The 23,181-nt window shown below is 67.8% G+C and carries 27 protein-coding genes; 14 read left to right on the top strand and 13 right to left on the bottom strand.

Features of this window, described 5'->3' with window-relative positions; genetic code table 11:
• Positions 1-99: 99 nt before the first annotated feature.
• Positions 100-2,001 (bottom strand): translational GTPase TypA, encoded by a 1,902-nt coding sequence (gene typA / locus ACFWFP_RS22485; RefSeq protein ID WP_379298002.1) that lies wholly within the window; start codon positions 1,999-2,001, stop codon positions 100-102.
• A gap of 125 nt (positions 2,002-2,126) precedes the next feature.
• Here typA and ACFWFP_RS22480 point away from each other — a divergent pair, with 125 nt between their 5' ends.
• Complete coding sequence (locus ACFWFP_RS22480) at positions 2,127-2,303, top strand: hypothetical protein (RefSeq protein WP_194826542.1); 177 nt, start codon at positions 2,127-2,129, stop codon at positions 2,301-2,303.
• Between the two features lie 20 nt (positions 2,304-2,323).
• Entirely contained in the window at positions 2,324-2,611 is a 288-nt protein-coding gene (locus ACFWFP_RS22475; RefSeq protein ID WP_379298001.1) for a 4a-hydroxytetrahydrobiopterin dehydratase, read from the top strand.
• A gap of 3 nt (positions 2,612-2,614) precedes the next feature.
• Here the strand turns inward: ACFWFP_RS22475 and ACFWFP_RS22470 are convergent, their stop codons facing one another.
• Entirely contained in the window at positions 2,615-3,913 is a 1,299-nt protein-coding gene (locus ACFWFP_RS22470; RefSeq protein ID WP_379297999.1) for a mannosyltransferase, read from the bottom strand.
• 222 nt (positions 3,914-4,135) lie between these two features.
• On the opposite strand from ACFWFP_RS22470, the gene ACFWFP_RS22465 reads away from it, so the two are divergent.
• Positions 4,136-4,912 carry a hypothetical protein gene (locus tag ACFWFP_RS22465; protein ID WP_379297998.1) on the top strand — a complete coding sequence of 259 codons (777 nt, stop codon included), beginning with the start codon at positions 4,136-4,138 and terminating at the stop codon, positions 4,910-4,912.
• Between the two features lie 140 nt (positions 4,913-5,052).
• A complete protein-coding gene (locus ACFWFP_RS22460) occupies positions 5,053-5,412 on the top strand; it encodes a hypothetical protein (RefSeq protein ID WP_379297996.1) in 360 nt (119 codons plus the stop codon).
• Between the two features lies 1 nt (position 5,413).
• Here ACFWFP_RS22460 and ACFWFP_RS22455 read toward each other — a convergent pair whose 3' ends face one another.
• The 3 genes from ACFWFP_RS22455 to ACFWFP_RS22445 form a co-directional block, all read right to left on the bottom strand.
• A complete protein-coding gene (locus ACFWFP_RS22455; RefSeq protein ID WP_379297994.1) occupies positions 5,414-6,124 on the bottom strand; it encodes a DUF1906 domain-containing protein in 711 nt (236 codons plus the stop codon).
• 164 nt (positions 6,125-6,288) lie between these two features.
• Positions 6,289-7,437, bottom strand: a complete 1,149-nt coding sequence (locus ACFWFP_RS22450; RefSeq protein WP_379297992.1) for a hypothetical protein — start codon at positions 7,435-7,437, stop codon at positions 6,289-6,291.
• Between the two features lie 188 nt (positions 7,438-7,625).
• Complete coding sequence (locus ACFWFP_RS22445) at positions 7,626-8,210, bottom strand: CHAP domain-containing protein (protein WP_379297990.1); 585 nt, start codon at positions 8,208-8,210, stop codon at positions 7,626-7,628.
• 391 nt (positions 8,211-8,601) lie between these two features.
• Here ACFWFP_RS22445 and ACFWFP_RS22440 point away from each other — a divergent pair, with 391 nt between their 5' ends.
• Complete coding sequence (locus ACFWFP_RS22440) at positions 8,602-9,327, top strand: helix-turn-helix domain-containing protein (RefSeq protein ID WP_379297988.1); 726 nt, start codon at positions 8,602-8,604, stop codon at positions 9,325-9,327.
• Between the two features lies 1 nt (position 9,328).
• Here the strand turns inward: ACFWFP_RS22440 and ACFWFP_RS22435 are convergent, their stop codons facing one another.
• Positions 9,329-10,756, bottom strand: a complete 1,428-nt coding sequence (locus ACFWFP_RS22435; RefSeq protein ID WP_379297986.1) for an MFS transporter — start codon at positions 10,754-10,756, stop codon at positions 9,329-9,331.
• Positions 10,757-10,830: 74 nt separating this feature from the next.
• Between ACFWFP_RS22435 and ACFWFP_RS22430 the strand changes: the two genes are divergently transcribed.
• The gene (locus ACFWFP_RS22430) at positions 10,831-11,316 is read left to right on the top strand and encodes a MarR family winged helix-turn-helix transcriptional regulator (RefSeq protein WP_379297984.1); all 486 of its coding nucleotides are present in this window, start codon (positions 10,831-10,833) and stop codon (positions 11,314-11,316) included.
• A 19-nt stretch (positions 11,317-11,335) separates the two neighbouring features.
• On the top strand, positions 11,336-11,659 hold the full coding sequence (locus ACFWFP_RS22425; protein ID WP_379297982.1) for a hypothetical protein: 324 nt from the start codon (positions 11,336-11,338) through the stop codon (positions 11,657-11,659).
• On the opposite strand, the gene ACFWFP_RS22420 is transcribed toward ACFWFP_RS22425, so the two are convergent.
• Positions 11,656-11,946, bottom strand: a complete 291-nt coding sequence (locus ACFWFP_RS22420) for a hypothetical protein (RefSeq protein WP_379297980.1) — start codon at positions 11,944-11,946, stop codon at positions 11,656-11,658. The genes ACFWFP_RS22425 and ACFWFP_RS22420 overlap by 4 nt on opposite strands.
• Before the next feature lie 250 nt (positions 11,947-12,196).
• Entirely contained in the window at positions 12,197-13,150 is a 954-nt protein-coding gene (locus tag ACFWFP_RS22415) for a DoxX family protein (protein ID WP_379297978.1), read from the bottom strand.
• Positions 13,151-13,271: 121 nt separating this feature from the next.
• Between ACFWFP_RS22415 and ACFWFP_RS22410 the strand changes: the two genes are divergently transcribed.
• The 3 genes from ACFWFP_RS22410 (at position 13,272) to ACFWFP_RS22400 (ending at position 15,683) form a co-directional block, all read left to right on the top strand.
• On the top strand, positions 13,272-13,871 hold the full coding sequence (locus ACFWFP_RS22410) for a class I SAM-dependent methyltransferase (protein ID WP_379297976.1): 600 nt from the start codon (positions 13,272-13,274) through the stop codon (positions 13,869-13,871).
• 96 nt (positions 13,872-13,967) lie between these two features.
• A complete protein-coding gene (locus ACFWFP_RS22405; RefSeq protein ID WP_379297974.1) occupies positions 13,968-15,062 on the top strand; it encodes an agmatine/peptidylarginine deiminase in 1,095 nt (364 codons plus the stop codon).
• A 51-nt stretch (positions 15,063-15,113) separates the two neighbouring features.
• Positions 15,114-15,683: a TetR/AcrR family transcriptional regulator gene (locus ACFWFP_RS22400; protein ID WP_379297972.1), complete on the top strand. Its 570-nt coding sequence runs from the start codon at positions 15,114-15,116 to the stop codon at positions 15,681-15,683.
• Positions 15,684-15,699: 16 nt separating this feature from the next.
• Here the strand turns inward: ACFWFP_RS22400 and ACFWFP_RS22395 are convergent, their stop codons facing one another.
• Positions 15,700-16,221 (bottom strand): ATP-binding protein, encoded by a 522-nt coding sequence (locus ACFWFP_RS22395; RefSeq protein WP_379297970.1) that lies wholly within the window; start codon positions 16,219-16,221, stop codon positions 15,700-15,702.
• A gap of 56 nt (positions 16,222-16,277) precedes the next feature.
• Here ACFWFP_RS22395 and ACFWFP_RS22390 point away from each other — a divergent pair, with 56 nt between their 5' ends.
• Together ACFWFP_RS22390 and ACFWFP_RS22385 are read left to right on the top strand one after the other, a co-directional pair.
• Complete coding sequence (locus ACFWFP_RS22390; RefSeq protein ID WP_379297968.1) at positions 16,278-16,496, top strand: ribbon-helix-helix protein, CopG family; 219 nt, start codon at positions 16,278-16,280, stop codon at positions 16,494-16,496.
• Complete coding sequence (locus ACFWFP_RS22385; RefSeq protein WP_379298349.1) at positions 16,493-16,912, top strand: PIN domain nuclease; 420 nt, start codon at positions 16,493-16,495, stop codon at positions 16,910-16,912. The genes ACFWFP_RS22390 and ACFWFP_RS22385 overlap by 4 nt, the downstream gene beginning before the upstream one ends.
• Positions 16,913-16,935: 23 nt before the next feature.
• On the opposite strand, the gene ACFWFP_RS22380 is transcribed toward ACFWFP_RS22385, so the two are convergent.
• From ACFWFP_RS22380 to ACFWFP_RS22365, 4 genes are all read right to left on the bottom strand, one after another.
• Positions 16,936-17,883 carry an alpha/beta fold hydrolase gene (locus ACFWFP_RS22380; RefSeq protein WP_379297966.1) on the bottom strand — a complete coding sequence of 316 codons (948 nt, stop codon included), beginning with the start codon at positions 17,881-17,883 and terminating at the stop codon, positions 16,936-16,938.
• A 161-nt stretch (positions 17,884-18,044) separates the two neighbouring features.
• The gene (locus tag ACFWFP_RS22375; protein ID WP_379297964.1) at positions 18,045-19,349 is read right to left on the bottom strand and encodes a cytochrome P450; all 1,305 of its coding nucleotides are present in this window, start codon (positions 19,347-19,349) and stop codon (positions 18,045-18,047) included.
• 149 nt (positions 19,350-19,498) lie between these two features.
• Entirely contained in the window at positions 19,499-20,578 is a 1,080-nt protein-coding gene (gene ychF / locus ACFWFP_RS22370; RefSeq protein ID WP_379297962.1) for a redox-regulated ATPase YchF, read from the bottom strand.
• A gap of 113 nt (positions 20,579-20,691) precedes the next feature.
• Positions 20,692-21,609 (bottom strand): zinc-binding alcohol dehydrogenase family protein, encoded by a 918-nt coding sequence (locus tag ACFWFP_RS22365; RefSeq protein WP_379297960.1) that lies wholly within the window; start codon positions 21,607-21,609, stop codon positions 20,692-20,694.
• Between the two features lie 192 nt (positions 21,610-21,801).
• On the opposite strand from ACFWFP_RS22365, the gene ACFWFP_RS22360 reads away from it, so the two are divergent.
• On the top strand, positions 21,802-22,644 hold the full coding sequence (locus ACFWFP_RS22360; protein WP_379297958.1) for a helix-turn-helix domain-containing protein: 843 nt from the start codon (positions 21,802-21,804) through the stop codon (positions 22,642-22,644).
• Between the two features lie 4 nt (positions 22,645-22,648).
• The gene (locus ACFWFP_RS22355; RefSeq protein WP_379297956.1) at positions 22,649-23,056 is read left to right on the top strand and encodes a VOC family protein; all 408 of its coding nucleotides are present in this window, start codon (positions 22,649-22,651) and stop codon (positions 23,054-23,056) included.
• Positions 23,057-23,181 lie beyond the last annotated feature (125 nt).

The following is a 23,181-nucleotide window of genomic DNA, read 5'->3' as shown; positions in this document are numbered from 1 at the left end:
CCGGCTTTCCACTGCGGGCCCCCATTTCCCCCCCCAAACACCGGGGTGGGCGGGGTCCGTTTCGGGTCCCGGCCCGACGCCGTTCGCCACTACTGCCGACTAGTTCGCGGCGGCCTTGTCGCGAGCCTTGCGACGCGACAGGTCGCGGGCCCGCTCGTTGGCGCCGAGGACGACCTTGCGCACGCGGACCACCTCGGGGGTGACCTCGACGCACTCGTCCTCGGTGCAGAACTCCATCGCCAGCTCGAGGTCGAGCTGCAACGGCTTGGCCATGGTCTCGAAGGTGTCCGCGGTGGCGCTGCGCATGTTGGTCAGCTTCTTCTCGCGGGTCACGTTGATATCGAGATCCTCGGCACGCGGGTTGATGCCCACGACCATGCCCTCGTAGGTGTCGGCGCCCGGCTCGACGAAGAACTGACCACGGTCGGCCAGCTGGATCATCGCGAACGGGGTGACGGTGCCCGCGCGGTCGGACACCAGCGAACCGGTGTGGCGAGCGCGGATCTCACCGGCCCAGGGGGCGTACCCGTGGGCGACGGCGTTGGCGATGCCGGTGCCGCGGGTCTCGGTGAGGAACACGGTGCGGAAGCCGATCAGGCCGCGCGAGGGGACGATGAACTCCATGCGCACCCAGCCGGCGGCGTGGTTGCTCATCTGCACCATCTTGCCCTTGCGGGCGGCCAGCAGCTGGGTGATCGCGCCCAGGTACTCGTCGGGGCAGTCGATGGTCAGCTCTTCGAACGGCTCGTGGGTCTTGCCGTCGACCTGCTTGGTGACCACCTGCGGCTTGCCGACGGTGAGCTCGAAGCCCTCGCGGCGCATCTGCTCGACCAGGATGGCCAGCGCCAGCTCACCACGACCCTGCACCTCCCAGGCGTCGGGACGGCCGATGTCGAGCACGCGCAGCGAGACGTTGCCGATGAGCTCGGAATCCAGGCGCGACTTGAGCATGCGGGCGGTGAGCTTGTGGCCCTGCACCCGGCCGACCAGCGGCGAGGTGTTGGTGCCGATGACCACCGAGATGGCGGGCTCGTCGACGGTGATGCGCGGCAGCGCGACCGGGTTCTCCGGATCGGCGAGGGTGTCGCCGATCATGATGTCGGGGATACCGGCGATGGCGACGATGTCACCGGCCTCGGCGACCTCGCCGGGCTGACGCTCGACACCGATCGTCTGCAGCAGCTCGGTGATCTTGACCGTCTTGGCGCCGTCGGCGTTGATCCAGGTGACGTTCTGACCCTTGCGCAGCTCGCCCGCGTAGATGCGGACCAGGGCCAGGCGGCCGAGGAACGCCGACGCGTCGAGGTTGGTGACGTGGGCCTGCAGCGGCGCGTCCTTGTTGCTCTTCGGTGCCGGGATGTAGTCCATCAGCACCTCGAACAGGGCGTCGAGGTTCTCGGCGTCGGGCGCGGAACCGTTTTCCGGCTCGACCTTCGACGCCTTGCCCTCACGGCCCGAGGCGTAGAGCACCGGCAGATCCAGCGCGAGCTCGGCGGCTTCGGCGGCCTCGTCGTCGAGGTCGGAGGCCAGGTCGAGCAGCAAGTCGTGCGACTCGGAGACGACCTCGGCGATGCGGGCGTCGGGGCGGTCGGTCTTGTTGACGACCAGGATGACCGGCAGCTTGGCCGCGAGGGCCTTACGCAGCACGAAGCGGGTCTGGGGCAGCGGGCCCTCGGACGCGTCGACGAGCAGCACGACACCGTCGACCATGGACAGGCCGCGCTCGACCTCGCCACCGAAGTCGGCGTGGCCGGGGGTATCGATCACATTGATGACGGTGACGGAACCGTCGGGGTTATGGCGATGAACCGCGGTGTTCTTCGCGAGAATGGTGATGCCCTTCTCGCGCTCCAGATCACCGGAGTCCATGACGCGGTCGACCAGTTCGGCTCGCTCAGCGAACGCGCCCGACTGACGAAGCATGGCGTCCACCAGCGTCGTCTTGCCGTGGTCGACGTGGGCCACGATGGCGACGTTGCGAAAATCGCGTGAAGACGACACGCCTCAATCCTCCTGCTGTTGATGTATTTGGCGCGCATTCATCTGGCATCGCGGCCTGTTACACCCTACCGGTTGCACGAGGGCACGCTCGTGTCAGGCTTTGTACTTAGGCTAGGCTAACTCCCATGGGCAAGGTGAAGGCGAAGAAGGTCTCGAGCCTTAAGCCGAAGAAAAAGTGCTGCAGGAAGAAGACGCGCTGCTTCAAATGCCCCGTCGTCATCATGCGAATGAAGAAGGCCGAGGCCGCCGGAACGTGCGGTAAAGATCTCAAAAAGGCGTTGAAGCTGGCGCGCGCGAAGTAGGCGAAGCGTACAACCGAAGTATGGGTACTCCGTTGCTCTCCGCTCCCGAGCTCACCATCGCGATGGCCACTCTGCCGGAGTGGTCGCGCGATGGTGACGCGATCACCCGCACCGTGCAGGCACCGAGCTTCCTCGCGGGAATCGAGACGGTACGCAAGGTCGCCGCGGCGGCCGAAGCGGCCGATCATCATCCCGATATCGATATCCGTTGGCGCACACTGCGTTTCACGCTGAGTACGCATTCGGCGGGTGGGCTCACCTCGCTCGATACGGCGATGGCGCACACCATCGACGATCTCCTCGGCTGAGCCTCAGCCCGCGGGCACCTCGGCCGTGCGACGGCCGGGGAGTTGGGCGCGCAAGGAGTCGCGACCCCGCCAGATCAGCCAGCCGAGCAGCACGAACACGCCGATCACATCGACCGCGCCGAGCCAGGCCAGCGGCCATGGGCGCGGGATGGTCCAGATCGTCGGCTGCGCGAACGAGAGCACCCACGGCACGCCGACCAGCATCGTCAGCACCCAGAACCCGGCGATGATCCGCGCGACCCGCTCGTCTCGCAGCGGCCCGTAGAGCAGCCACAGCGCGGTCGGAATGAGCCAGACCCAGTGGTGTGACCAGGAGATCGGCGAGATCATCAGCCCGAACAGCTGCACCAGCACCAGGGTGCCGAGCCGGTCGTCGGGGCCGAGGGTGCGCCACGCGCACAACGCCAGCACCGCCGTCACCGCGACCGCGGCCAGCCACCACGGGCCGGACTGCACGTCGTAGCCGAGGATGCGGCTCAGCGCGCCGCGCAGCGACTGGTTCCACACCGAGCCCACCGGGCCGATCCGGTCGGCGTCGCCGAGCAGGGTGCCGAAATAGCGTTTCGCCTCGTGGGCGTTGATGAGAAAGCTCACAGCGACGGTCAGCCCGAAGGCTCCCGCCGACCACAGCACCGTCGCCCAGCGCCGCCGCGCCACGAAGTACAGACCGGTGATGGCCGGGGTCAGCTTGATGCCGGCGATCACGCCGACGAGGGTGCCCGAGATCCACCACCGCGCACTGCGCACCGCCAGCATCGCGCCGAGCACCAGGAACACATTGACCTGGCCGTAGTCGATCGTGGTTCGCACCGGCTCCAGCCACACCCCGAGCGCGGTCCAGCCGACGGCCGCGGTGATCCACGGGGTCTGCTTCGCCTTCTCCGCGCCGAGGAGCAATTCGAAGCTGATCCGGATCACGCCGTAGAGCGCGGCCACCGTGGCCAGCATCCACCCGACCGCCACGAGTGTGAACGGCAGATAGTGCAGGGGGAAGAACACCAGCGCCGCGAACGGTGGATAGGTGAACGGCAGCGGGAAGTCCGGCGTCACCTCGGAGTAGGTGAAGTCGTAGAGGCGATCGGTGAGCAGGGAGGCCGAGCCGTCCACATAGACGTGCAGATCGACGACGTTGAGCCCGTTCGGGGCGAAGAGCATCCAGGCCAGCCGGGCGAGCACGGACAGTCCGAGCAGCGCGAGAGCCCATCGGAGGTGTCGGTTCAAGGCCAAGCTTTCGGTCGGATGGGTGGCGTCGCGCGCCGTTTCGCGGTGCTCCGCTACTTTAACCAGGCCGCCGCGAGCCACCGGCGGCCACCGGCCACCCCGACACCATGGATAACATTTGCATCAACATCCCCAGGTGTAACACCGGTCAGGGCTAGCGTCGATGAGCATGGTTTCGGCCGGTGATCCGCTCAGGGCCCGGCGGCTGTACAACACGGCAGCGTTGTCCTTAGAGTGACCCCCGACATGTTGGGGTCGACAACCCTCGCCCATCGCAAAACCGAGGTAAGGACGGCTAGACAAGTGTTTCGTAGCCGAGGATCGCGGATCGCAACGACCGCTCTCGCCATCGCGGCAGGCGCCATGCTCGCCGCGCCCGCATCTATTGCCGCGCCCGCGCCTGCCCCACAGGCGGCGCCGATCAGCGTCCCGATGGTGCCGGAGGGCGTCCCGGTCGACGCGCTAGCCGCCTTCGCCCCCGCCGTGGCGGGCCTGGTCGCGGGCCCCGCCGACGTCGCCAGCCCGCAGACCGCCCTGCTCGATCAGGCGCGCGTACTGCTGGCCACGCTGAACCTGCCGCCCGCCATCAAGGCCACCCTCGAGCGGATCATCACCTTCCTCGACGGCAGCGGCGGCGGCGGACCCGAACTCCCGCAGGACGGCCCGGTCATCGCGCAGTTCCTGTACCCGACGATCGGCAAGGGCTGCATCGGCGACGGCGCCGATTCGGTCGGCACCGCGCTCGCGGTCGCCGGTCCGGCGCAGCTGCCCCCGCCCGGCCCCGCCGCCGGACAGGCCGGTTTCGTGTTCACCGCGCTCGGCACCAAGGCGCCGACCGGCGACCAGAACCCGCCGATGACGGTGCAGTGGCTCAACCTCGACACCCGTCAGTCCGCGGTCCAGACGCTGACCGACGAGGCCAAGATCAACCCCGGCGGTCCGGCCACTCTGTCGGCCGTCGCGAACACCGGCCACGGCCGCGTCGTCGCGGTGATCTCGGGTTCGCTCACCACCGCCGCCGAGGGCGCCGCACCGCGCACCTGCACGTTCATGCCGACCCTGGGCTTCTTCACCGTCTGAGTTCCCCCGCCTCCCCGCTACTTCAGGCCGGACCTGAGGTGCGGGGAGGTGTGCGTTGGCGGCCCGCGCGCCCTGTGCTCACGTTGCACTGTGGTCGCGCAGGGTTCCCACCGGCCACACAGCGTGGTAGACCGGGATCCATGGCGGCCAAGCGGCATTCCTCGGTGGACCTTCGGACGATTCGGAGTCGGCGGTCGCAGCGGTCCATCTTGTCCTATCGATCCGAGGGGTCGATCCTGTCGATCGGATCGGCCTATTCGGTGCTGTCGATCGGCAGTGTCGGATCGGTGCTGTCCATCGGCTCGATCGGGTCGTTCGGGTCGGCGATCTCATCGCTGTCGTTCGCCAGCATCGGGTCGGCGCTGTCGGGCCTGTCGCGGTGGTCGCTGCTGTCGTGGCTCGGGAACCATTCCGCACCCGACACCAGGACGCCGCTGTGTGTGGTGCCCGACGACGAGCCCGACCTGCGTCACGGGTCGACGTGCCACTGCCAGACCTAGCTCACCACTGGCCGTAGTCCTCGGCCAGTACCCGGTTCAGGTCGACGCCGATACCGTCGATCGAGCGCTTGTCGATCTCGAATTGGTGCAGGTGCGCGGAGTCGTGCACGAATCCTCGCGCGGTGCCCCAATTGTGCTGCCAGAACCAGGAACCCAGGCCCGCGTCGAGTGCGCGGTCGATGGTCGGCGCGTTGGCGTAGATGCCGACGAGTTCGGATCCGAGCACCGACTGCCAGCCCTCGATATAAGGCGCGATCATCTCGTCGAACTCCTCGTCCGAGGGGTTGTCGTCGATGGAGGCGTAGATCGGCGCGGTGTCGGGTCCGCCCGCGGCGACGTGGATGGCCCAGCCGCGTTCGGCGTGTTCCTTGCCCGCTTCCAGGCCACCGCGCCAGTCGGCCGTCGGGCCCTTGCCGAACTGGTAGTTCGACACGATCGACAGGCCGTGGGTCCACAGGTCCTCGACCTCGGCGGCGAGCAGCGGCTTGCCTTCCATCCACTCCGCGCCGGGCCTGCGCTCGGAGACGTAGCGGATGACGCCGATGTGTCCTTCGGCCGCGATCGACGCGGCGGAGGGGACCCCCGCGGCGTAGTCGACCATGGTGCCGAAAGAGTGGGCGCGGGCAGGTGCGGCGGCGAGGCCGGCACCGATCGTGGCCGCGGCGGCGGCGAAGCCGAAGAACTTCCGCCTGGTCACCGGAACAGAACGCATCGCAGGACTCCTTCGCGCAACCCGACCGTCAACCGGTAAGCCGAACCCGGCGCGCCTTCCCCGAATCTCGCGCGCCGGGAGTCTGGAACGTGCGACTCATTGCACCACAACCCCAGGGGAACCGCCAGAACCAAGGGCAACATTCGCCCCACGAGTCACACGGGTCAGGTCGCGCCGTCGATCGCCGCGCCCACATCGATGGTGCGGCCGGTCGGATCGGCCAGCTCGGTGCTGACCACCGCGACGACCTGCGCCATGACCTGTTTCTTGATCCCGGCCAGCCGGCCGAGGGTTGCCGCGCGCAGGCCCTTCGCGGTGAATTCCATCGAGATGTCCTCGAGCGCGGGCGGCGGCACCTGGATCACGATCTGGAGCGGCTCGGCGGCCCTCGCCGTGAGCACGAGCGGGATCTCCAGGTCGGCGCGATAGTGGTTGGCCTTGAGCACGTCGACGGTGATATCGAGCCCCACCGGCAGCGTCATATCGAAAATCCGCAGGTCACCCGGCTCGCCGAGACCGCGGTCGATCACCCGTGGCTGCTCGATCGCCCCGCGCACGGTCACCGTGGCCGCGCCGCGCGGGCCCTCCGACAGCGGTCCCACTTCGATCTCGCTGCCCGCCAGCTGGCCGACCACGCCGTGTACACGGTCCCTGGTGACGATGGTGGTGAAGAAGCGCAGACCGAATTCGCGGTAGTCGATCCAGTCGAAGACGGTGTCGTTGCGATGTGGTGAGCGGTAGCCGTCCAGGATCGCCTCGATGTCGAAGACGCGCTCCGAACGGACCTTCGGGTCGCCGACGATGGCGTTGACCCGGTTGGCGACCTCGCGCTGCACCAGGCCCGCGATCGGGTCGAGCAGCATCTCCCACGCGCCGTCGATGGCCTCGGCGCGCAAGGTGAAGCTGACGTCTTTGGCCGTCACCGGGGCGACATCGATCACGACCAGCAGGGGGGCGGCGGTGCGGGCGTGCAGCGTGAGCCCGATCTCCACCACGGCGGCCAGGCGCAGCTTGCGGCCGCCGAGAACCAGGTTCACGGCCAGGGTCAGCGGGATCCGCACGCCGAAGCTCAGCGCGTCACCGGGCGTGCGAGTGACCACCGGGGTGCCCAGCGTGCCCTCGGCGACGAAACCGGCCAGTCCGGCGGGCCCGAGCGAGAACGGTCCGATCGTCACGCCGCGCCCGGTCATCCCCGACACGGCGGCGGCGATGCGCGCCTCGGTCACCGCGTAGGTGACGAACCGTTCGCCGAAATCGGCGTACTCGATCCATGTCGGCTCACGACGTGGCTTTTCGTCCACCTTCACACGCACATCGAACACCGTACGTGACGTCGGCGAACCCGCTGCTGGTGGCACAACTCCCCCGTCCTGCCGATGAGGGGGAAGCAGGACGGAGGAGCCGGCAACGGCGCTGCCGGGCGCCGCGAGTTCCATGGTACGGGTATCGGCGTGGTACCGCCGTCCAGGATCGTCGCAGTTGTCTTGAGCGCCAATCGATTTCAGAATCGTCCGTAACCGACCAGATCGGCGGTTTCGGCCGGGGTGATGGTGCGCACCCGAACTCCGCCCATTTCGTTGCCGCCGATGGTGGTGATCGTGTCCCCCTCGGCCTTCAGCACGATGTTGGTGTGCTGGCCGAGCGGGCTGTCGGGACCGTAGAGCACCACATCACCGGTGCGGGGGCGATAGCCGACGTCGGCGCGGGTGAATCGGCCGACCTGCTGGTAGTACTCCTGCAGCGTGTACACGCCGGGGATGCGCCAGGAACCGGAATTCGGGTTCGCCAGCGGCCTGCCCGCCTCGCGCATCGTCCAGCTCACGAAATCGGCGCACCAGGCTTCCTGGACGCCCTCGGCGTACTTCGGGCCGTCGCCGGGCTGCTCGTATTCGCGGCGCAACACGTCCACGAGCACGATCTGCTGCTCGTCGAGACGTTCGCTGTCGAGCGCGGGGAACTGATCGCCCCAATCGTGCTGCCACCACACCAGCCCGACAGCGACGACCGTCGCGGCCGCCAGTATCCCGGAGATTCCGACGATCCAGGACGTGCGCCGTCCAGGTCGTTCGGCTTGAATCTGCGTCATCGCCCCCCGCTCTCGTTCATCCTCTGACCTATTGGACGAATCACGAGCGCATTCGGTTCCCGATCACGCGTGTTTTCCGAAGCGGCCGGGCGACCACCGGATGGACCCCTGCGCCACCCGGGTATCAGCCCGGCAATCGCTCTCGGCGCGCACGAAGCGAGCGCGCGCCGTCCCCTCCGGCGACAATCGTGCGCGCAGGGGGTGGTGTAGAACACTTCCGCTCCGGAACACACCGGCCCGACCAGCACAAAGGCCGAAAATCGGCCTGGCGCGGCGGCCGGGCAGCCAGGCGATCTCCCGCTCGGCTGACATGAGTTTTGCGAAACCTTTACCCTCGGTCAAGCTAGACGACTGTCCCAATTTGTACCGGCGACCGAAACAGGAGTGCATTGTGGAAGACCCGAACGCGTCGATATCGCGGTACCTGCGCGAACGCCGCGAATCGTCGGGCCTGACCAGGGCGGCGCTCGGCGAGGCGGCAGGCATCTCGCCCGCTCTCATCCAGAAGATCGAACAGGGTACCCGCACACCGACATTGGAGGCGCTCACCGCGCTGTTCGATGCGCTCGCCGTGCCCGAGGTGTTTCGCGACCATCTGGTCTCGCTGTCGGTGGCGCATCGCTACGACTCGGCCCCGTCGCTGGTCCGCCCGGCCGACCAGGTGCTGATCGACGGGATTTCCCATCCGGCCAGCCTGCAACTGCATCCGGTCTACGAGGTCCTGGCCACCAATGCCGCGTGGCGGCTCGTCTTTCCCGGCCTGGAAACGGGCGAGTCGATGCTCGAGTGGATGCTGCTCGACCCGCGTGCCAAGACGGCAATGGTCGACTGGGAGCAGCAGGTGCACATGTGCGTCTACGGGTTTCGGGTGATGGGGCCCGGATTGGCGGCGCGGGCGCGGATCGCCGGGATCGTCGAAACGTGCTCGCAGGCCCCCGAATGGGAGAAGTTCTGGACCACCGAGCCCCCGGCCGTGTTCGGGCCCGACGGTCCGCAGGTGCAGCTGCGCGATCCGCACACCGGCGCGGCGATTCCGATGGCGGTGCACTCCCTCGGCGCCGCCCTGGTGCCGCGCCGGGACTGGTCGCTGGTGGTGTACTCGCCGATCGCGGGCTGACTCAGTCGGCCTGCTTCTTGCCCATCGGGATGCACAGGGTCAAGGCGATCGCCGCGACCGCACCCGCCATCGCGATGAAGAACGCGGTGTGGAACGCCGATCGGGTCGGCACCAGGTGCGGGCCCAGCTGCATGGTCATGTGCGCGAGCACGACACCCATCACCGCCGCCGAGGTCGAGGTGCCGATGGAACGCATCAGCGAGTTGAGGCCGTTGGCGGCGCCGGTCTCGTTCAGCGGCACCGCGCCCATGATCAGCGCGGGCATGGCCGCGTACGCCAGGCCGACGCCGCCCGCGACGATGACCGCCGACAGGATGATCTGCCACACGGTGTCCATCATCACGACCGCGCACAGGTAGCCGACAGCGATCACGGCCGAGCCGAGCGCCAGCGTGAATTTCGGGCCCTTCCTCGCCGACAGCCGCGCCGACACCGGCGAGAGCAGCATCATCACCAGGCCGGTCGGCGCCATCGCCAGGCCCGCGACCACCATCGACAGACCGAATCCGTAGCCGGTCTGCTCGGGCGCCATGAGCAGCTGCGGGAAGGTCAGTGACATGCCGTAGAGCGAGAAGCCGACCGCGATCGAGGCCATATTGGTGAACAGCACCCGAGGGCGGGCCGAGACCCGCAGGTCGACGAGCGGCGCGGTGCGGCGCAGTTCATAGGCGCCCCAGCCGAGGAAACTCACCAGCGACAGACCGAACAGCGCGAGGATCGAGCCGCTGGCCCAGCCCCAGTCGGCACCCTTGGTGATACCGATCAGCAAGGTGAGCAGGGCGATCGAGAGGCCGATCGCACCAGCGAAGTCGAAGCGTGCGGGCGTACGCACCGGCGATTCCGGCACGAACACCACAACCAGCACCGCGCACACCACACCGAGTCCGGCCGCGGTCCAGAACAGCATGTGCCAGTTCGCGTTCTGCGCGATCAGCGCCGAGAACGGCAGGCCGACGGCACCGCCGACACCGAGGGTCGCGCTCATCACGGCCATCGCGCCGCCGACCTTCTCGGGCGGGAGTTCGTCGCGCATGATGCTGATCCCCAGCGGGATCGCGCCCACCGCGATGCCCTGCAGCGACCGGCCGATCACCTCGGGCAGCAGCGAGCTCCCGGTCGCGCAGACCACCGAGCCGATGATCATGAAGCCGAGATTGGTGACCAGGATGCGCCGCTTGCCGAACATGTCGCCGAGTCGTCCGGCGATCGGCGTCGACACCGCGCCGGCCAGCAGGGTGGCGGTGACCACCCAGGAGGCATTGGACGCCGACGTGTTCAACAGGGTCGGCAGCGACGGAATGATCGGGATGACCAGCGTCTGCATGAGCGAGACGACGATGCCGACCGTACTGAGCACCGCGATCAGCACGGCCGGGGCCGGGCGCCGGATTTCGGGTGTGGCCGGTAGGGCCTCGGCAGTGACAGACACGAAATTGCACAGTACACAGCATGTGCATAGTGCACAATTTGGTGCCGCAGTGACCCACACCGCATAGTTGGCACATGTCCGACTCCGGCCCCGCCGACGACACCCCGTTCACCCGCCTGGTGTTCGAGCTGAACCTGATCTCGCGGCACTTCCCCACGACCACCCGCAGACGCCCCGGTTTCCTGCTGGACCGATCGGCGTTCCTCATCCTGACCCGGCTCGATCTGGGCGAGCCGCTGAGCCTTCGCGAGTTGTCGGAATCGTTCCAGCTCGACATCTCCACCATCAACCGCCAGGTCAGCGCGATGCTGAAACAGGAACTCGTGCAACGAGTCCCCGATCCGGACGGTGGTGTCGCCCGCAAGGTCAAGACCACCGCCGACGGCAAGGCCGCGCTCGAGGCCGATCGACGGCACCGCAGCAGCGATATCGGCAAGGTCGTCGCCGGCTGGGACGCCGACGATGTCACCGAGCTCAGCAGGCTGATGCGCAAGTTCAACCGCTCGGTCGAAGAGCTGGAGGAAAACCCGTGGCCCAGACCGCCGCACAGCGACAGCTGAGCGCGCTAGGCTGCGCGGCGTGGTCACTCACCGGTCTACCCGCCCGAGCTGGCTCTCCTGGGACAACTACTTCGTCGGCGTCGGCGGACTGGTCCTCGGCCTGTGCTTCGGCACCTGCGCCGCGCTGATCGCCGGGCCGGGACACGATCTCGCGGCGATCGTCCTCGTTGCGCTCGCCGCGCTCTGTGTCCTGCCCGCGCTGCTGCGCGCCCTCGCTGAACTCAGCGTGTGGGTGCGGCTGGCGATCCTGCTGATCGGCTTCGCGCTGCTGCTGCCCGCGATTCTGCTCAGCGGCGAGGTGCGCGACTGGGCAGCGGAGCGCTGGGAAAAGGCCTGGAACTAGCTGTTGCGCAGCGGGACCGAGAGCAGCATCCGCAGGGTGTTGTGGATGAACTGCGTCGACTGCCAGGTGAGGTAGGCGCCGGCCGCGGTGGCCGGACCGATCGACGACGACCCGGACGCCGAACCCGAGGCCAAGTCCGCGGATCCGCTGGCAGAACCGGATGCCGAGCCCGAACCCGGAAGCGCCGCAGCGGTTCCCGCCGAGCCGAGGAGCCCGATCAGCACCGCCGCTCCCACCACTGTGACTCGAACGGCATACGGCTTGGACGTTTCACGACCGGACAACATCAGATGGATCCCACTCTGTCGAAAAGCATTGCGAATGCCCAGTATTCACACCAGAACTCACCGCCAAACCTGATTCGCCGGGATTGCCCCGATGTTCGGTTCGCGCGGTGAGTTCGTCGGTATGCCCGACCCCGGGTTTATGGTGCGCCACAGCAGGTGGGAGCGCCAGACCACGATTTTCGGGGCAGCACGAACAGACCGGCCGGTTCGGCCGCCTGCCGCGTGGGGATCGCCCTGCTGAGATCCGGGCTTATCGCCTCGACCACCGGCGTGCGGGAGCTGCGATCTCCTCACGCTCCCGTGCCGCCGCGGCCAATTCCGCACCGCGCTCGCGAGCCGTATCGACCAGAGACGTGCCGCGCTCGCGCGCGGCTTCGGCCAGCTCGGGGCCCTTCTCCTTGGCGACGTCGGCGATCTGGGCGCCGCGGGTGCGTGCCGCCTCGGCCACCTCGGGACCGCGATCCTTGGCCACCTCGACCAGATGGGCCCCACGGGTCCGCACGGCCTCGGCCACCTCGGGGCCACGATCCTTGGCCACCTCGACCAGATGGGCACCGCGGCTGCGTACCGCGTCGGCCAGCTGGGGCCCCCGTTCGCGGGCGATCTCGGCCAGCGCGGTGCCACGCTCGTTCGCGACCTCCGCCAGATGCGCGCCCTGTTCGTGGGCGACATCGGCGAGCTGCGCGCCACGAACCTTGGCCGCGGCCGCGATGGCAGCGCCTTCGGCCGCGATGCGGGGCTCCTCACGGGAGAACGCCCGGCGGGCCCGCCAGCCCAGCGACGGCTTGCCCTCGGTGTCGGCCGCCGCGATCATCAGCCCGCCGAGCAACCCGAGGTCCTTCAGGAACCCCACCCGCTTGGCGGCCTTGCGGTCCGGGTCGTTCTCTGCCCAGAAGTCCTGCTCGGTGACGGTCCCCGGCACCACGGTCGCGGCCAGCACCAGAGCCGCGGGCCGCGGTGCGCGTCCACTGGCCAGCAACAGCCCACCGACCACCTGCACCGCGGAGTTCACGCGCACGAATTGACTCGGATCATCGGGCACCCGTGCGGCCAGTGCGTCGGGCAGGCCGGTCCTGCCCTTCTCGGCCAGCGCGTTGGCGGCGGCGGCGCGGGGCTTCTGATTCATCAACGCGTTCACTCCGGTGGCCACGAATGTGGCCCCCAGCAGTACGCGGGCAGTGCGGCGAACAGGCTTGATCGGCATCGTCGATCCCTTCGTGTCTACGAGTGGGAAAACGGCTCCCACCATTCGACTACCCGGGTCTTCCCATGACAAACGATGGACGGAACCGGGCATGCCCTGTTCAGTGACTAGCGTCGACCCCGTGCCCGACCACACCGTCCAAGCCGCCTACACCGCCATCCACGCCCTCTACATCGACCTGTTCGGCTCCCCGTCCGACCTCGCCGCCGACGACGCGGCGTTCGCCCTCACCCACCTGGCTCCCGGCCCTGTCCTCGACCTCGGCTGCGGCCCCGGCCACTTCACGAAATTCCTCACCGACGCCGGTGTGCCCGCCACCGGCATCGACCTGGTCCCCGAATTCATCGCCTACGCGCAGGCTGCCTACCCGGACATCGCGTTCGAACTCGGCTCGATCCGCGCCCTCGACATCCCCGCCGCGTCCGTCCCCGGCATCCTCGCCTGGTTCTCGCTCATTCACCTGACCCCCGCGGAACTGCCCACCGTGCTGGCGGAATTCCACCGGGTACTCATCCCGGACGGCCGCCTGGTGATCGGCTTCTTCGAGTCCACCGACACCGTCGAACCTTTCCCCCACAAAGTCACCACCGCCTACCGCTATCCCACCGACCAGCTCTCCGAGATCCTGCGCGAGGCCGGATTCACCGAGGTCGACCGCCTCCATCACCCCGCGGCGGGCGACGTCCGCCCCCACTCCGCCCTGGCCGTCGTCAAGTCGTGAAACCACGACACCAGCGCACGGGTGACACGCATCGCCATTCTTGACTAAATTTTCAGTCAGGATGTACCGTTCTCGTCAGCGGAAAAGGAGAACCCGATGCGACGACGCACATTCGTCCAGACCACGATGGCCGCGTTCAGCGTGCTGCTGGCCGGCTGCGACGACCTCGCCGACAGCGACGAAAGGACCTGGCTCATGCCGGAGGAGGGGCAGCCGCACCGGCGCACCTGGATGGCGTTCGTGGCCGACGAACAGATCTGGGGCGCGAAGCTGGTGCCGGAGGTGCAGCGCAACCTGGCCACCATCGCCACCACGATCGCCCGCTTCGAACCGGTCTCGATGCTGGTGCGCCCCGGCGATCTGGCGCGAGCGCAGAGCCTGATCGGCACCGCGAACGTGGAACTGATCACCACCGACCTCGACGACCTGTGGATGCGCGATACCGGCCCGGTGTTCGTGCGAAGCGGAAATGCCAGGACCGGAGTGGATTTCAACTTCAACGGCTGGGGTGAGAAGCAGGATTACCGCGCCGATGCGAAGGTGGCGCAGATCGTCACCGGCCGCGCGGGCGTCGAGACGCTGCACACCGATCTGGTACTCGAAGGCGGCGCGCTCGAGGTCGACGGGGAGGGCACGGCGATCATCACCGAGAGCTGCGTGCTCAACAGCAATCGCAACCCCGGCTGGAAAAAGGCCGATGTCGAAGAAGAACTCGATCACCTGCTCGGTATCGAGAAGGTGATCTGGCTTCCCGGCATCGCGGGCGAGGACATCACCGACGGGCACACCGATTTCTACGCCCGCTTCGCCGGGCCCGGCGTGGTCGTCGCCGGACTCGACAACGACCCGGATTCCTTCGACTACGACGTCACCCGTCGCCACCTCGACATTCTGCGCTCGGCGACCGACGCGCGCGGTCGCCCGCTGCGAGTCGAGGTGCTCGAAGGTCCGGCCACCGTGCGCGAGCAGTTCGCCGACGACGACGATTTCGCCGCCGGCTACATCAACTTCTACGTCTGCAACGGCGCCGTCATCGGCCCCGAATTCGGTGATCCGGCGACCGACGCCGCCACGAAATCCACCCTGGAGCGGCTGTTTCCCGGCCGGGAGGTGGTGCAGATCAACATCGACGGCATCGCCGCTGGTGGCGGCGGTATCCACTGCACCACCCAGCAGGAACCCGTCGGCTGAACCCAGCAGCGGCCCCACCGCCGCGATCACGTGCGCCTACTGTGAGGAATCGTGTCGGACCGTCGTACCCAGATCATGGAAGCCGCCGTCCGCGTCATCGCCGAGGACGGCGTACGCGGCCTGCGAGTGGAGAAGCTCGCCGCGGCGGCCGAAGTGTCCACCGCGTTGATCTACTACCACTTCAAGGATCGCGCGGGCATCCTGCGAGCCGCGCTCGAACACATCAACCACCGCGCCCAGACCTACACGGACGCCGCCGGCACCACAGATCCACGCACGCAGGTCGAGCACATGCTGCTGCTCGAACTCCAAGACACCGACCGCGTCCGCGAAACCAGCGTCGCCTGGGGCGAACTGCGCGCCACCGCGGTCTTCCACCCCGACCTGCGCGAGCCCCTGTGCGCCACCACCGAAGCCTGGAACGCCGACGTGGAGACCCTCATCCGCCGGGCCCAGCAATCCGGCACCGTCGCCCCCACCGTCGATGCCCCCACCACCGCGGAACGCCTCACCACGCTGGTGGAAGGCCTCAGCGAACGCTGGCACAGCGGCTCCCTCTCCCTGCCCCGGGCTCGCCAAATCCTCACCAGCGCAATAGAACTCGAATTCGACAGGGTCTAGCCGACGGTGCGAGGAGTCACTTGTTGACCGCGTCCGCGATCCGCTGGGCAGCCTCGCCCGGAGTGAGGCGGGTGGTGTCGACGACCTCGGCCTCGCTGTGCAGCCACGTACGGGCAGCCTCCGCGTAGGGCTCGAGATACGCGAGACGGAAGCTCGAAGGACCGAGAACGGTGTCGCCCTCGATGCGCCCGCGCAGGGTCTCCTGATCCGCGTGCAGGACGAAGTGCCGTACCGGGATCGCGTGCCGCGCGAGCCCGGTACTGATCTCGCGCCAGTACTGCTCGACCAGCACGGTCATCGGCATCACCAGGGTGCCGCCGGTGTAGTCGAGAATGTGCCGGGCGGTCTCGACCACGAGCGGCCGCCACGGTGGCCAATGCTGGAAGTTGTTCGTCGCGGGCAGCCCCGGTGTGACGTCCATGAGCGTCTCCCCGACCTTCTCCGCATCGAACACCCGCGAATCCGGAATCAGCTGTTGCACGAGCCCACTGGTCGTGGTCTTCCCCGCACCATGGGTCCCGTTGAGCCAAACGATCACAGAATCGGAATGTAGCAGCTACCTCCTGATATCATTGATATCAGGAGGTAGCGACCATGACAGACATCCTCATTCGGGACGTCCCGGAATCCGCGATCCGAGAAGTCGACCGCCGCGCCGAAGAGTTGGGAATCTCTCGGGGGGAGTTCTTGCGGCGTTGGCTCGCGCGGGACTTTCAGCGCACTGTGCCGGTCACCGTCGGCGATCTGAATCGTGTCGCCGAGCTAGCACAGGACCTGGACGACCCCGAGGTCATGAGGCGCGCGTGGTCGTGAGTCCGCGCCCGTGGCTGATCGACAAATCCGCCCTCGTCCGCCTCGGCGCCGCGCCGGACGCGCACGTCTGGGCCGACCGCATCGAACGTGGGATGGTTCGCATCGCCACGGTCACCCTGCTGGAAACCGGTTACTCCGCACGTACCGCGACAGATCTTGCCCAACTGCTGGATATGCCCCCGCTCGCGAACATGCCGGTCGAATACCAGACGCCCACGTCGGAAGACCGCGCGCTGGAAGTGCTCCGGGAACTCGCCGTCCGTGGTCGTCACCGGGCGCCTTCGATTCCTGATCTCCTGATCGCCGCGATTGCCGAACGCTCGAAACTCACCGTCCTCCATGCCGACAAGGACTTCGAGCTCATCGCCGACGTCACCGGCCAATCCGTTCAGCGTCTCCAGTTCGACGAGAGCTGACACGGCACCGGTGGCCGGCCGACTCAGGCGGCGAGGGCCAGCTGGGCGCGGGCGGGCCGGTCGGCGCGACCCACCAGGCGGGCGATGGCCTGGGCGACCTGAGCGGGCTGTTCGAGGATGACCGAGTGACCCGCGCCGTCGATCTGAACGAAGTCGGCGTAGTCGACGGCGGCGGCCATGGCCACCGAATGCGAGGGCGGCGTCATCAGGTCGGCGGAGCCGCACAGGATCATGGTGGGGATGGTCGAGAGGGTGGCCAGGGCGGCGGTGCGGTCGAAGGTCTTGAAGGCGCTCAGGAAGGTGGCCATGGTCACGATCGACGTCGCGTTGTGCATCGCCTCGGCCAGTGCCAGCACGCGCTGACTGACCTTGCGATCACCGAACTCGGCGGTGCGCACGACCGGCGCGAAGACCTTGCAGGCCAGCACTTTCGCGTGCTGCATCAGACGCGGTGCGCGCCGCACCGCGGCCTGGAAAACCGGGACGATCGGGTTGTGCAGCAGTCGGCCGAACCCCGCGTCGGCGAGCCCGCTCGCGGCGGTGGCGACGAGCCCGACACCGACGATGCGCGTCCCGACCTCGTGCCGGTACTGGTCGACGTAGGTCAGCACGGTCATGCCGCCCATCGAATGCCCGACCAGCACGACCGGCCCGGTCGGAGCGACAACGTCGAGCACGTCGTGCAGATCATGACCGAGCTGTTCGATGTTGTAGGTCTTCCTCGACGCGGTAGCGGAGTCGCCGTGCCCGCGATGGTCGTAGCAGACGACCTTGGCACCGGAGTGCTCGCGCAGCAGCGCGTCCCGCACATCCGTCCACGATTCGGTCCGCAGGCAATGCCCGTGCAGGAGAACAACCGTCAGGTCCCCGTTTCGCCGACCGTACTCACGAACCGCGAGCTCCACGCCGTCGCTGGTCGACACCGAAACACGACGCTCGGCTGAGCGGGCAATTGTGCTGATGTTCGACATCGGAGCCTCCGGTTCGCGTCTGGTGACAACATCCACTCTGCGCCGAACCGGGGCCCCTCATCAGGCCCCCGAGTACTGAGCCCGCTCCCCCGTGGGTGCACAGAACACCACCTTGGTGTCGCCGGCGACGTCAGCTCCGTTCGAACGATGTCCCGCGCGGGTCAGCCGATGGGCAAGGGGCTGCGGACGCGTGGGCCGGTGTGCGCGGGAAGGTGCTGGTAGCCGTGCAGGGTGAACAGTGGCCGGCGGGTGGGCGGATCGGTCAATCGCAGATCCGGGAACGTCTCGAACAGCGCGCGCAAGGCGTGCGCCGCTTCCATCCGGGCCAGACCGGCGCCCAGGCACACATGGCTACCGCTGCTGAAGGACAGATGATTCTTGGCGTTGTCCCTGGTTATGTCGAGCCGGGCCGGGTCGGTGAACACGGCGGGGTCGCGGTTCGCGCCCGCCAGCGACAGCACCACGGTCGACCCCTCGCGCAACCGGACACCACCGATCTCCAGCGCCGTCCTGGTGGTGCGCGCGGTGGACTGCACCGGCGGATCGATCCGGAGGATCTCCTCCACCGCGTTGGGCCACAGTTGCGGCTCGGCACGCAACCGGGCCAGCTGTTCGGGATGCTGGAGCAGCCAGACGATGCCCTTGCCGATCAGGTTGACCGTTGTCTCGAAGCCCGCGGCCATCAGCAGGGTCGCCGACGCGCACAGTTCGTAGGTGGACAGATCGCCCGAGGTGACCAGGCTGCTGAGGATGTCGTCGCCGGGTTCGGCGCGGAGCTGTTCGAGGTGCTCGACGAGATACTGGTGCAGTCGCTCCGAGGATTCCATCGCCCGCTGGTGGGTCTGCCACGAGATCCCGAGGTCGAGCAGCGGACTGATCTCGTCGCCCCAGTGCAGGAACATCTCGCGGTCGGCGTCGGGGAAGCCGAGCATCTCGGAGATGATGGCGATGGGCACCTGCGCCGCGTACCGCGTCACCAGGTCGGTGGGCCCGTTGTCGGGCAGCGCGGCGAGCAGTTCCCCGGTGACCGTTTCGATCCTGTCGCGCAGCCGGGCGATGGCACGCGGGGTGAACGCCGTGGAGACCGGTTTGCGCATCCGGGTGTGCTCGGGCTCGTCGACCACCAGCATCGACGGCGGATCCATCAGATTCGGCGGGAGGGGCTGCCGCTCCAACGCGCGCATCACCGGCCCGGGTACGCCGAACACAGTCGGTATGCCGACACCGAAACGGTTGTCGCGCAAGATTTCCCGGACCATATCGTGATCGAAGGTGATCCAGACCGGAAGCGCCCGGATCAACCCGCCCTCCCCGCGCATCTCCTCGATCAGCGCGTACGGATTCTCGATACCCTCGGCGCCGCCGATCAACCGGGCGAACGGATTGCCACGACGGAGCAGTATCTTCTTGAACAGCAGAACCAACCCGTGATTGTTGACCCACCGATACATGTAATGCGGTTTCATCGAGCCCTCCGATCGTCGAACCGGCGCAATCTTCGGTTGCTACGAATATCACACGGGTGTAACGAAAATCACAGGGCACGCGGAAGCCTATCGGGACGGATCCTGCGTCCGGGACACCGACGATGAGGAGGCAGAGCGATGGCCGAGGATTACACGTTGAAGCGGAACTCCACCACGTCGCCGTCGACCATGATGTAGTCCTTGCCTTCCATGCGGACCTTGCCCGCGGCTTTGGCAGCTGCCATGGAACCCGCGTCGACCAGGTCGTCGAAAGCGACGATTTCGGCCTTGATGAAGCCGCGTTCGAAGTCGGTGTGGATGACGCCGGCGGCCTTGGGGGCGGTGTCGCCCTGGTGGATGGTCCAGGCTCGGGATTCCTTGGGGCCTGCGGTGAGGTAGGTCTGCAGGCCGAGGGTGTGGAAGCCGGCGCGGGCGAGAGCGTGCAGGCCGGGTTCGGTCTGGCCGATGGATTCCAGGAGTTCGAGGGCGGATTCGTCGTCGAGTTCGAGGAGTTCGGCTTCCACCTTGGCGTCGAGGAAGACGGCGTCGGCGGGAGCGACGGAGGCCTTCAGCTCAGCGACCTTGGCCTCGTCGGTGAGAACGGATTCGTCGGCGTTGAAGACGTAGAGGAACGGCTTGACGGTGAGCAGGGAGAGCTCACGCAGCAGGTCAGCGTCGATCTTCTTGCCCGCGGCGAACAGCGTGGTGCCCTCATTGAGGAAACCCTCGGCGACCTTGGCCGCGTCGAGCAGGGGCTTGCGGTCCTTCTTGACCCTGGCTTCCTTCTCGAGGCGCGGGATGGCCTTCTCGAGGGTCTGCAGGTCGGCGAGGATCAGCTCGGTTTCGATGACCTCGATGTCGGCGGCGGCGTCGACCCGGCCGTCGACGTGGATCACGTCGTCGTCGGCGAACACGCGCACGACCTGGCAGATCGCGTCGGCCTCACGGATGTTGGCCAGGAACTTGTTGCCGAGGCCCGCGCCCTCGGAGGCGCCCTTCACGATGCCGGCGATGTCGACGAACGACACCACGGCGGGCACGATCTTCTCGGAACCGAAGATCTCGGCGAGCTTGTTCAGGCGCGGGTCGGGCAGCGGGACCACGCCGACGTTGGGCTCGATGGTCGCGAACGGGTAGTTCGCGGCCAGCACGTCGTTCTTGGTCAGCGCGTTGAACAGCGTCGACTTTCCGACATTGGGCAGGCCGACGATTCCGAGGGTGAGGCTCACTGTGAATATCTTGCCGCACCTGCGGCGCGGTGGGTTCGCGGCCCCCTTGTGGCTCGCTGGTCACGTACCTGACCAGCGAGCCGGGCCGCGAACGGCCGTCCCGAACGATCAGGTCAGGGAACGAGAACGACCTTGCCCGAGTTGGCGCGCTGCTCGATGACCGCGTGGGCGGCCGCGGCGTCGTCGAGGGCGAACTCGGCGTGCACGACCGGGTGCAGCAGGCCGGAGGCGTAGTACTGCCAGACCTCCTGGCGCAGGTCTTCGTAGCGAGCCGGGTCGCGCTGGGCGAGACGGCCGATCCGGAAACCGGTGAGGGATTTGCCGCCCGCGAGGAGGTCTTCGGTGTCGACGAGGCCGCCGCCGGTGCCGTAGGTGACCGCGCGACCGCCTTCAGCGAGACCGGCGAGGGTGCCCCCGAGGCCGGTGCCGCCGACACCGTCGAGGGCGTAATCGGCCTGCTTGGCGCAGTGCAGCTGGTCGTAGGTGAACACCTCGTCGGCGCCGAGTTCACGCACGAAATCGATCTTCGACTCGTCGGAGACCGCGCCGACCACCCAGCTCGCGCCACGCACGCGGGCCAGCTGCACCGCGAGGTGGCCGACACCGCCCGCGGCGGCGGTGACCAGCGCCGTTTCGCCGTCGCGCGGTACGGCGGTGTCGAGGGCGCCGAGGGCGACGAGACCGCTGCGCATCAGGGCGACGGCGTCGACGGCAGAAGCGCCGTCCGGGATCGCCGAGACCTGGTCGATCGCGAGCACGACGTACTCGGCGTAGGCGTCCGCGGTGCACAGGCCGACGACGCGGTATCCGGCGCTGTAGCCGTCGACCCCGTCACCGACCGCGACGACCTCACCGGCCACCTCGGCACGGACCTGCTCCGCGTCGCCACTGATCCGCCGAATCGCCGACAGGGTGACCCCGATCGCCTCGACGCGGACCAGCAGCTCACCGGCGCCGGGGACCGGAACCTCGGCCGCGACGACCTCGAGCGCCTCCGAACCACTGCCGCGCTCGTATTGAACCCGCCGCATGACACCTCCTGCAGAATTGAGCGAAGGCGCAAGATTAACCGGCTGACCTCGCGTTTCCACAGACAGTGAGCCCGTGAGTGCGAAATCTCACCGCCTCCGCCGCGCTGCGGAGAGCACCTTCACGGTCCGGTTACCCCGCGGCGATGCCCGAGACGCGTGGGTAATCCCACACACCCGGCGTAGCGTTGCCGTATGGAGGCGACCACGGAGGTGGTGACCGCGGCCCCCGCGCCGGTGCTGGCAGCGTTCATCGACCGGTACGTGGGCTATCGGCTCACGGGTTTCGAGCCGGGCTTGCACCGCGGCCTGCCCTCACGGCACATGACGTTCATCGTCGCCGTCGGACCGACCATCGACGTCGTCGAGCAGACCGACCCGCGCCAGGCCCCCGGCAGCTACCGCTGTGTCGTGAGCGGTCTGCAGGCGAGCCCGGCGTTGATCGCGCACACCGGTTTTCAAGAGGGCGTCGCGATCGAGCTGACTCCGCTGGGTTGCCGGGTGCTGTTCGGCATGCCCGCGAGCGAACTGTGGGACATGTCGATCGAATGTTCCCAAGCGCATAGAACTCTGGGTGACCAACTCGCCGACGCTGTGCAATCGCACCAGGATTGGCCGAGCCGATTCGCCGCGTGCGATCGGGCCTTGACCGCCGCGGCACGCACCGATACGCCCGCCGGGCCCGAATTGACCTGGGCCTGGCACGCTCTCGTGAAAACCGGCGGCACCTGCTCGATCAACCCGCTCGCCGATCGGATCGGCTGGACCCGCCAGCACCTGACCCGCAAGTTCACCGCCGAATTCGGCGCGAGCCCCAAGCTGGCCGCGCGGATCATCCGATTCGAGCGAGCCAAGCGCATGCTGGCGGGCACCCCCTCCTATGTCTCCATCGCCCAGATCGCGACCACCTGTGGCTACTACGACCAGGCGCACCTCAACCGCGACTTCGCGGAGCTGGCCGGCGTGGCCCCCACCGCCTGGCTCGCCGAGGAGATTCCATCCGTCCAAGACCCGAACGCGGAGCAAACGCGAGGCTGAACACATGGACACTTCAACCAACACCACCACCATCTGGCCCTGCCTCGCCTTCGACGACGCCCGCGCCATGATCGAGTTCCTCACCACCGCCTTCGGTTTCGAAGCGACCGCGGTCTACGCCAGGGAAAACGACGACTCGGTCGTCGAGCACGGCGAACTGCGCCTGCCGGGCGGCGGCGGCATCATGTTCGGCTCCACGGGCCGCGACGACACCCCCTTCGGCACCCGGCCACCGGGCGTCGCCAACCTCTACCTGGTCACCGACAACCCCGACGCGCTCTACGACAGGGCGAAGGCCGCGGGCGCGACGATCATCCGCGACCTGCGCGACGAGGACTACGGCTCCCGCGGCTTCAGCGCCGCCGACCCGGAAGGCAACCTCTGGAGCTTCGGCACGTACCGGGGCGAATGACCAGCTGAACAAAATTTCATTCTGCGTTCGATCGTGTGCGAACCTCTCCGTCGCAGTTCCGCGATCGGCTACGTTGTCGATTGCTTCACCCGAGGCTCTGCGCGTTATACAGGAGAGTTGAGTCA

Origin of the sequence: Nocardia sp. NPDC060249 (assembly GCF_042728755.1) — a bacterium.
Classification (GTDB): Bacteria; Actinomycetota; Actinomycetes; order Mycobacteriales; family Mycobacteriaceae; genus Nocardia.
The sequence above is the reverse complement of the archived record's forward strand: the minus strand, read 5'-3'. Positions and strand labels throughout refer to the sequence as shown.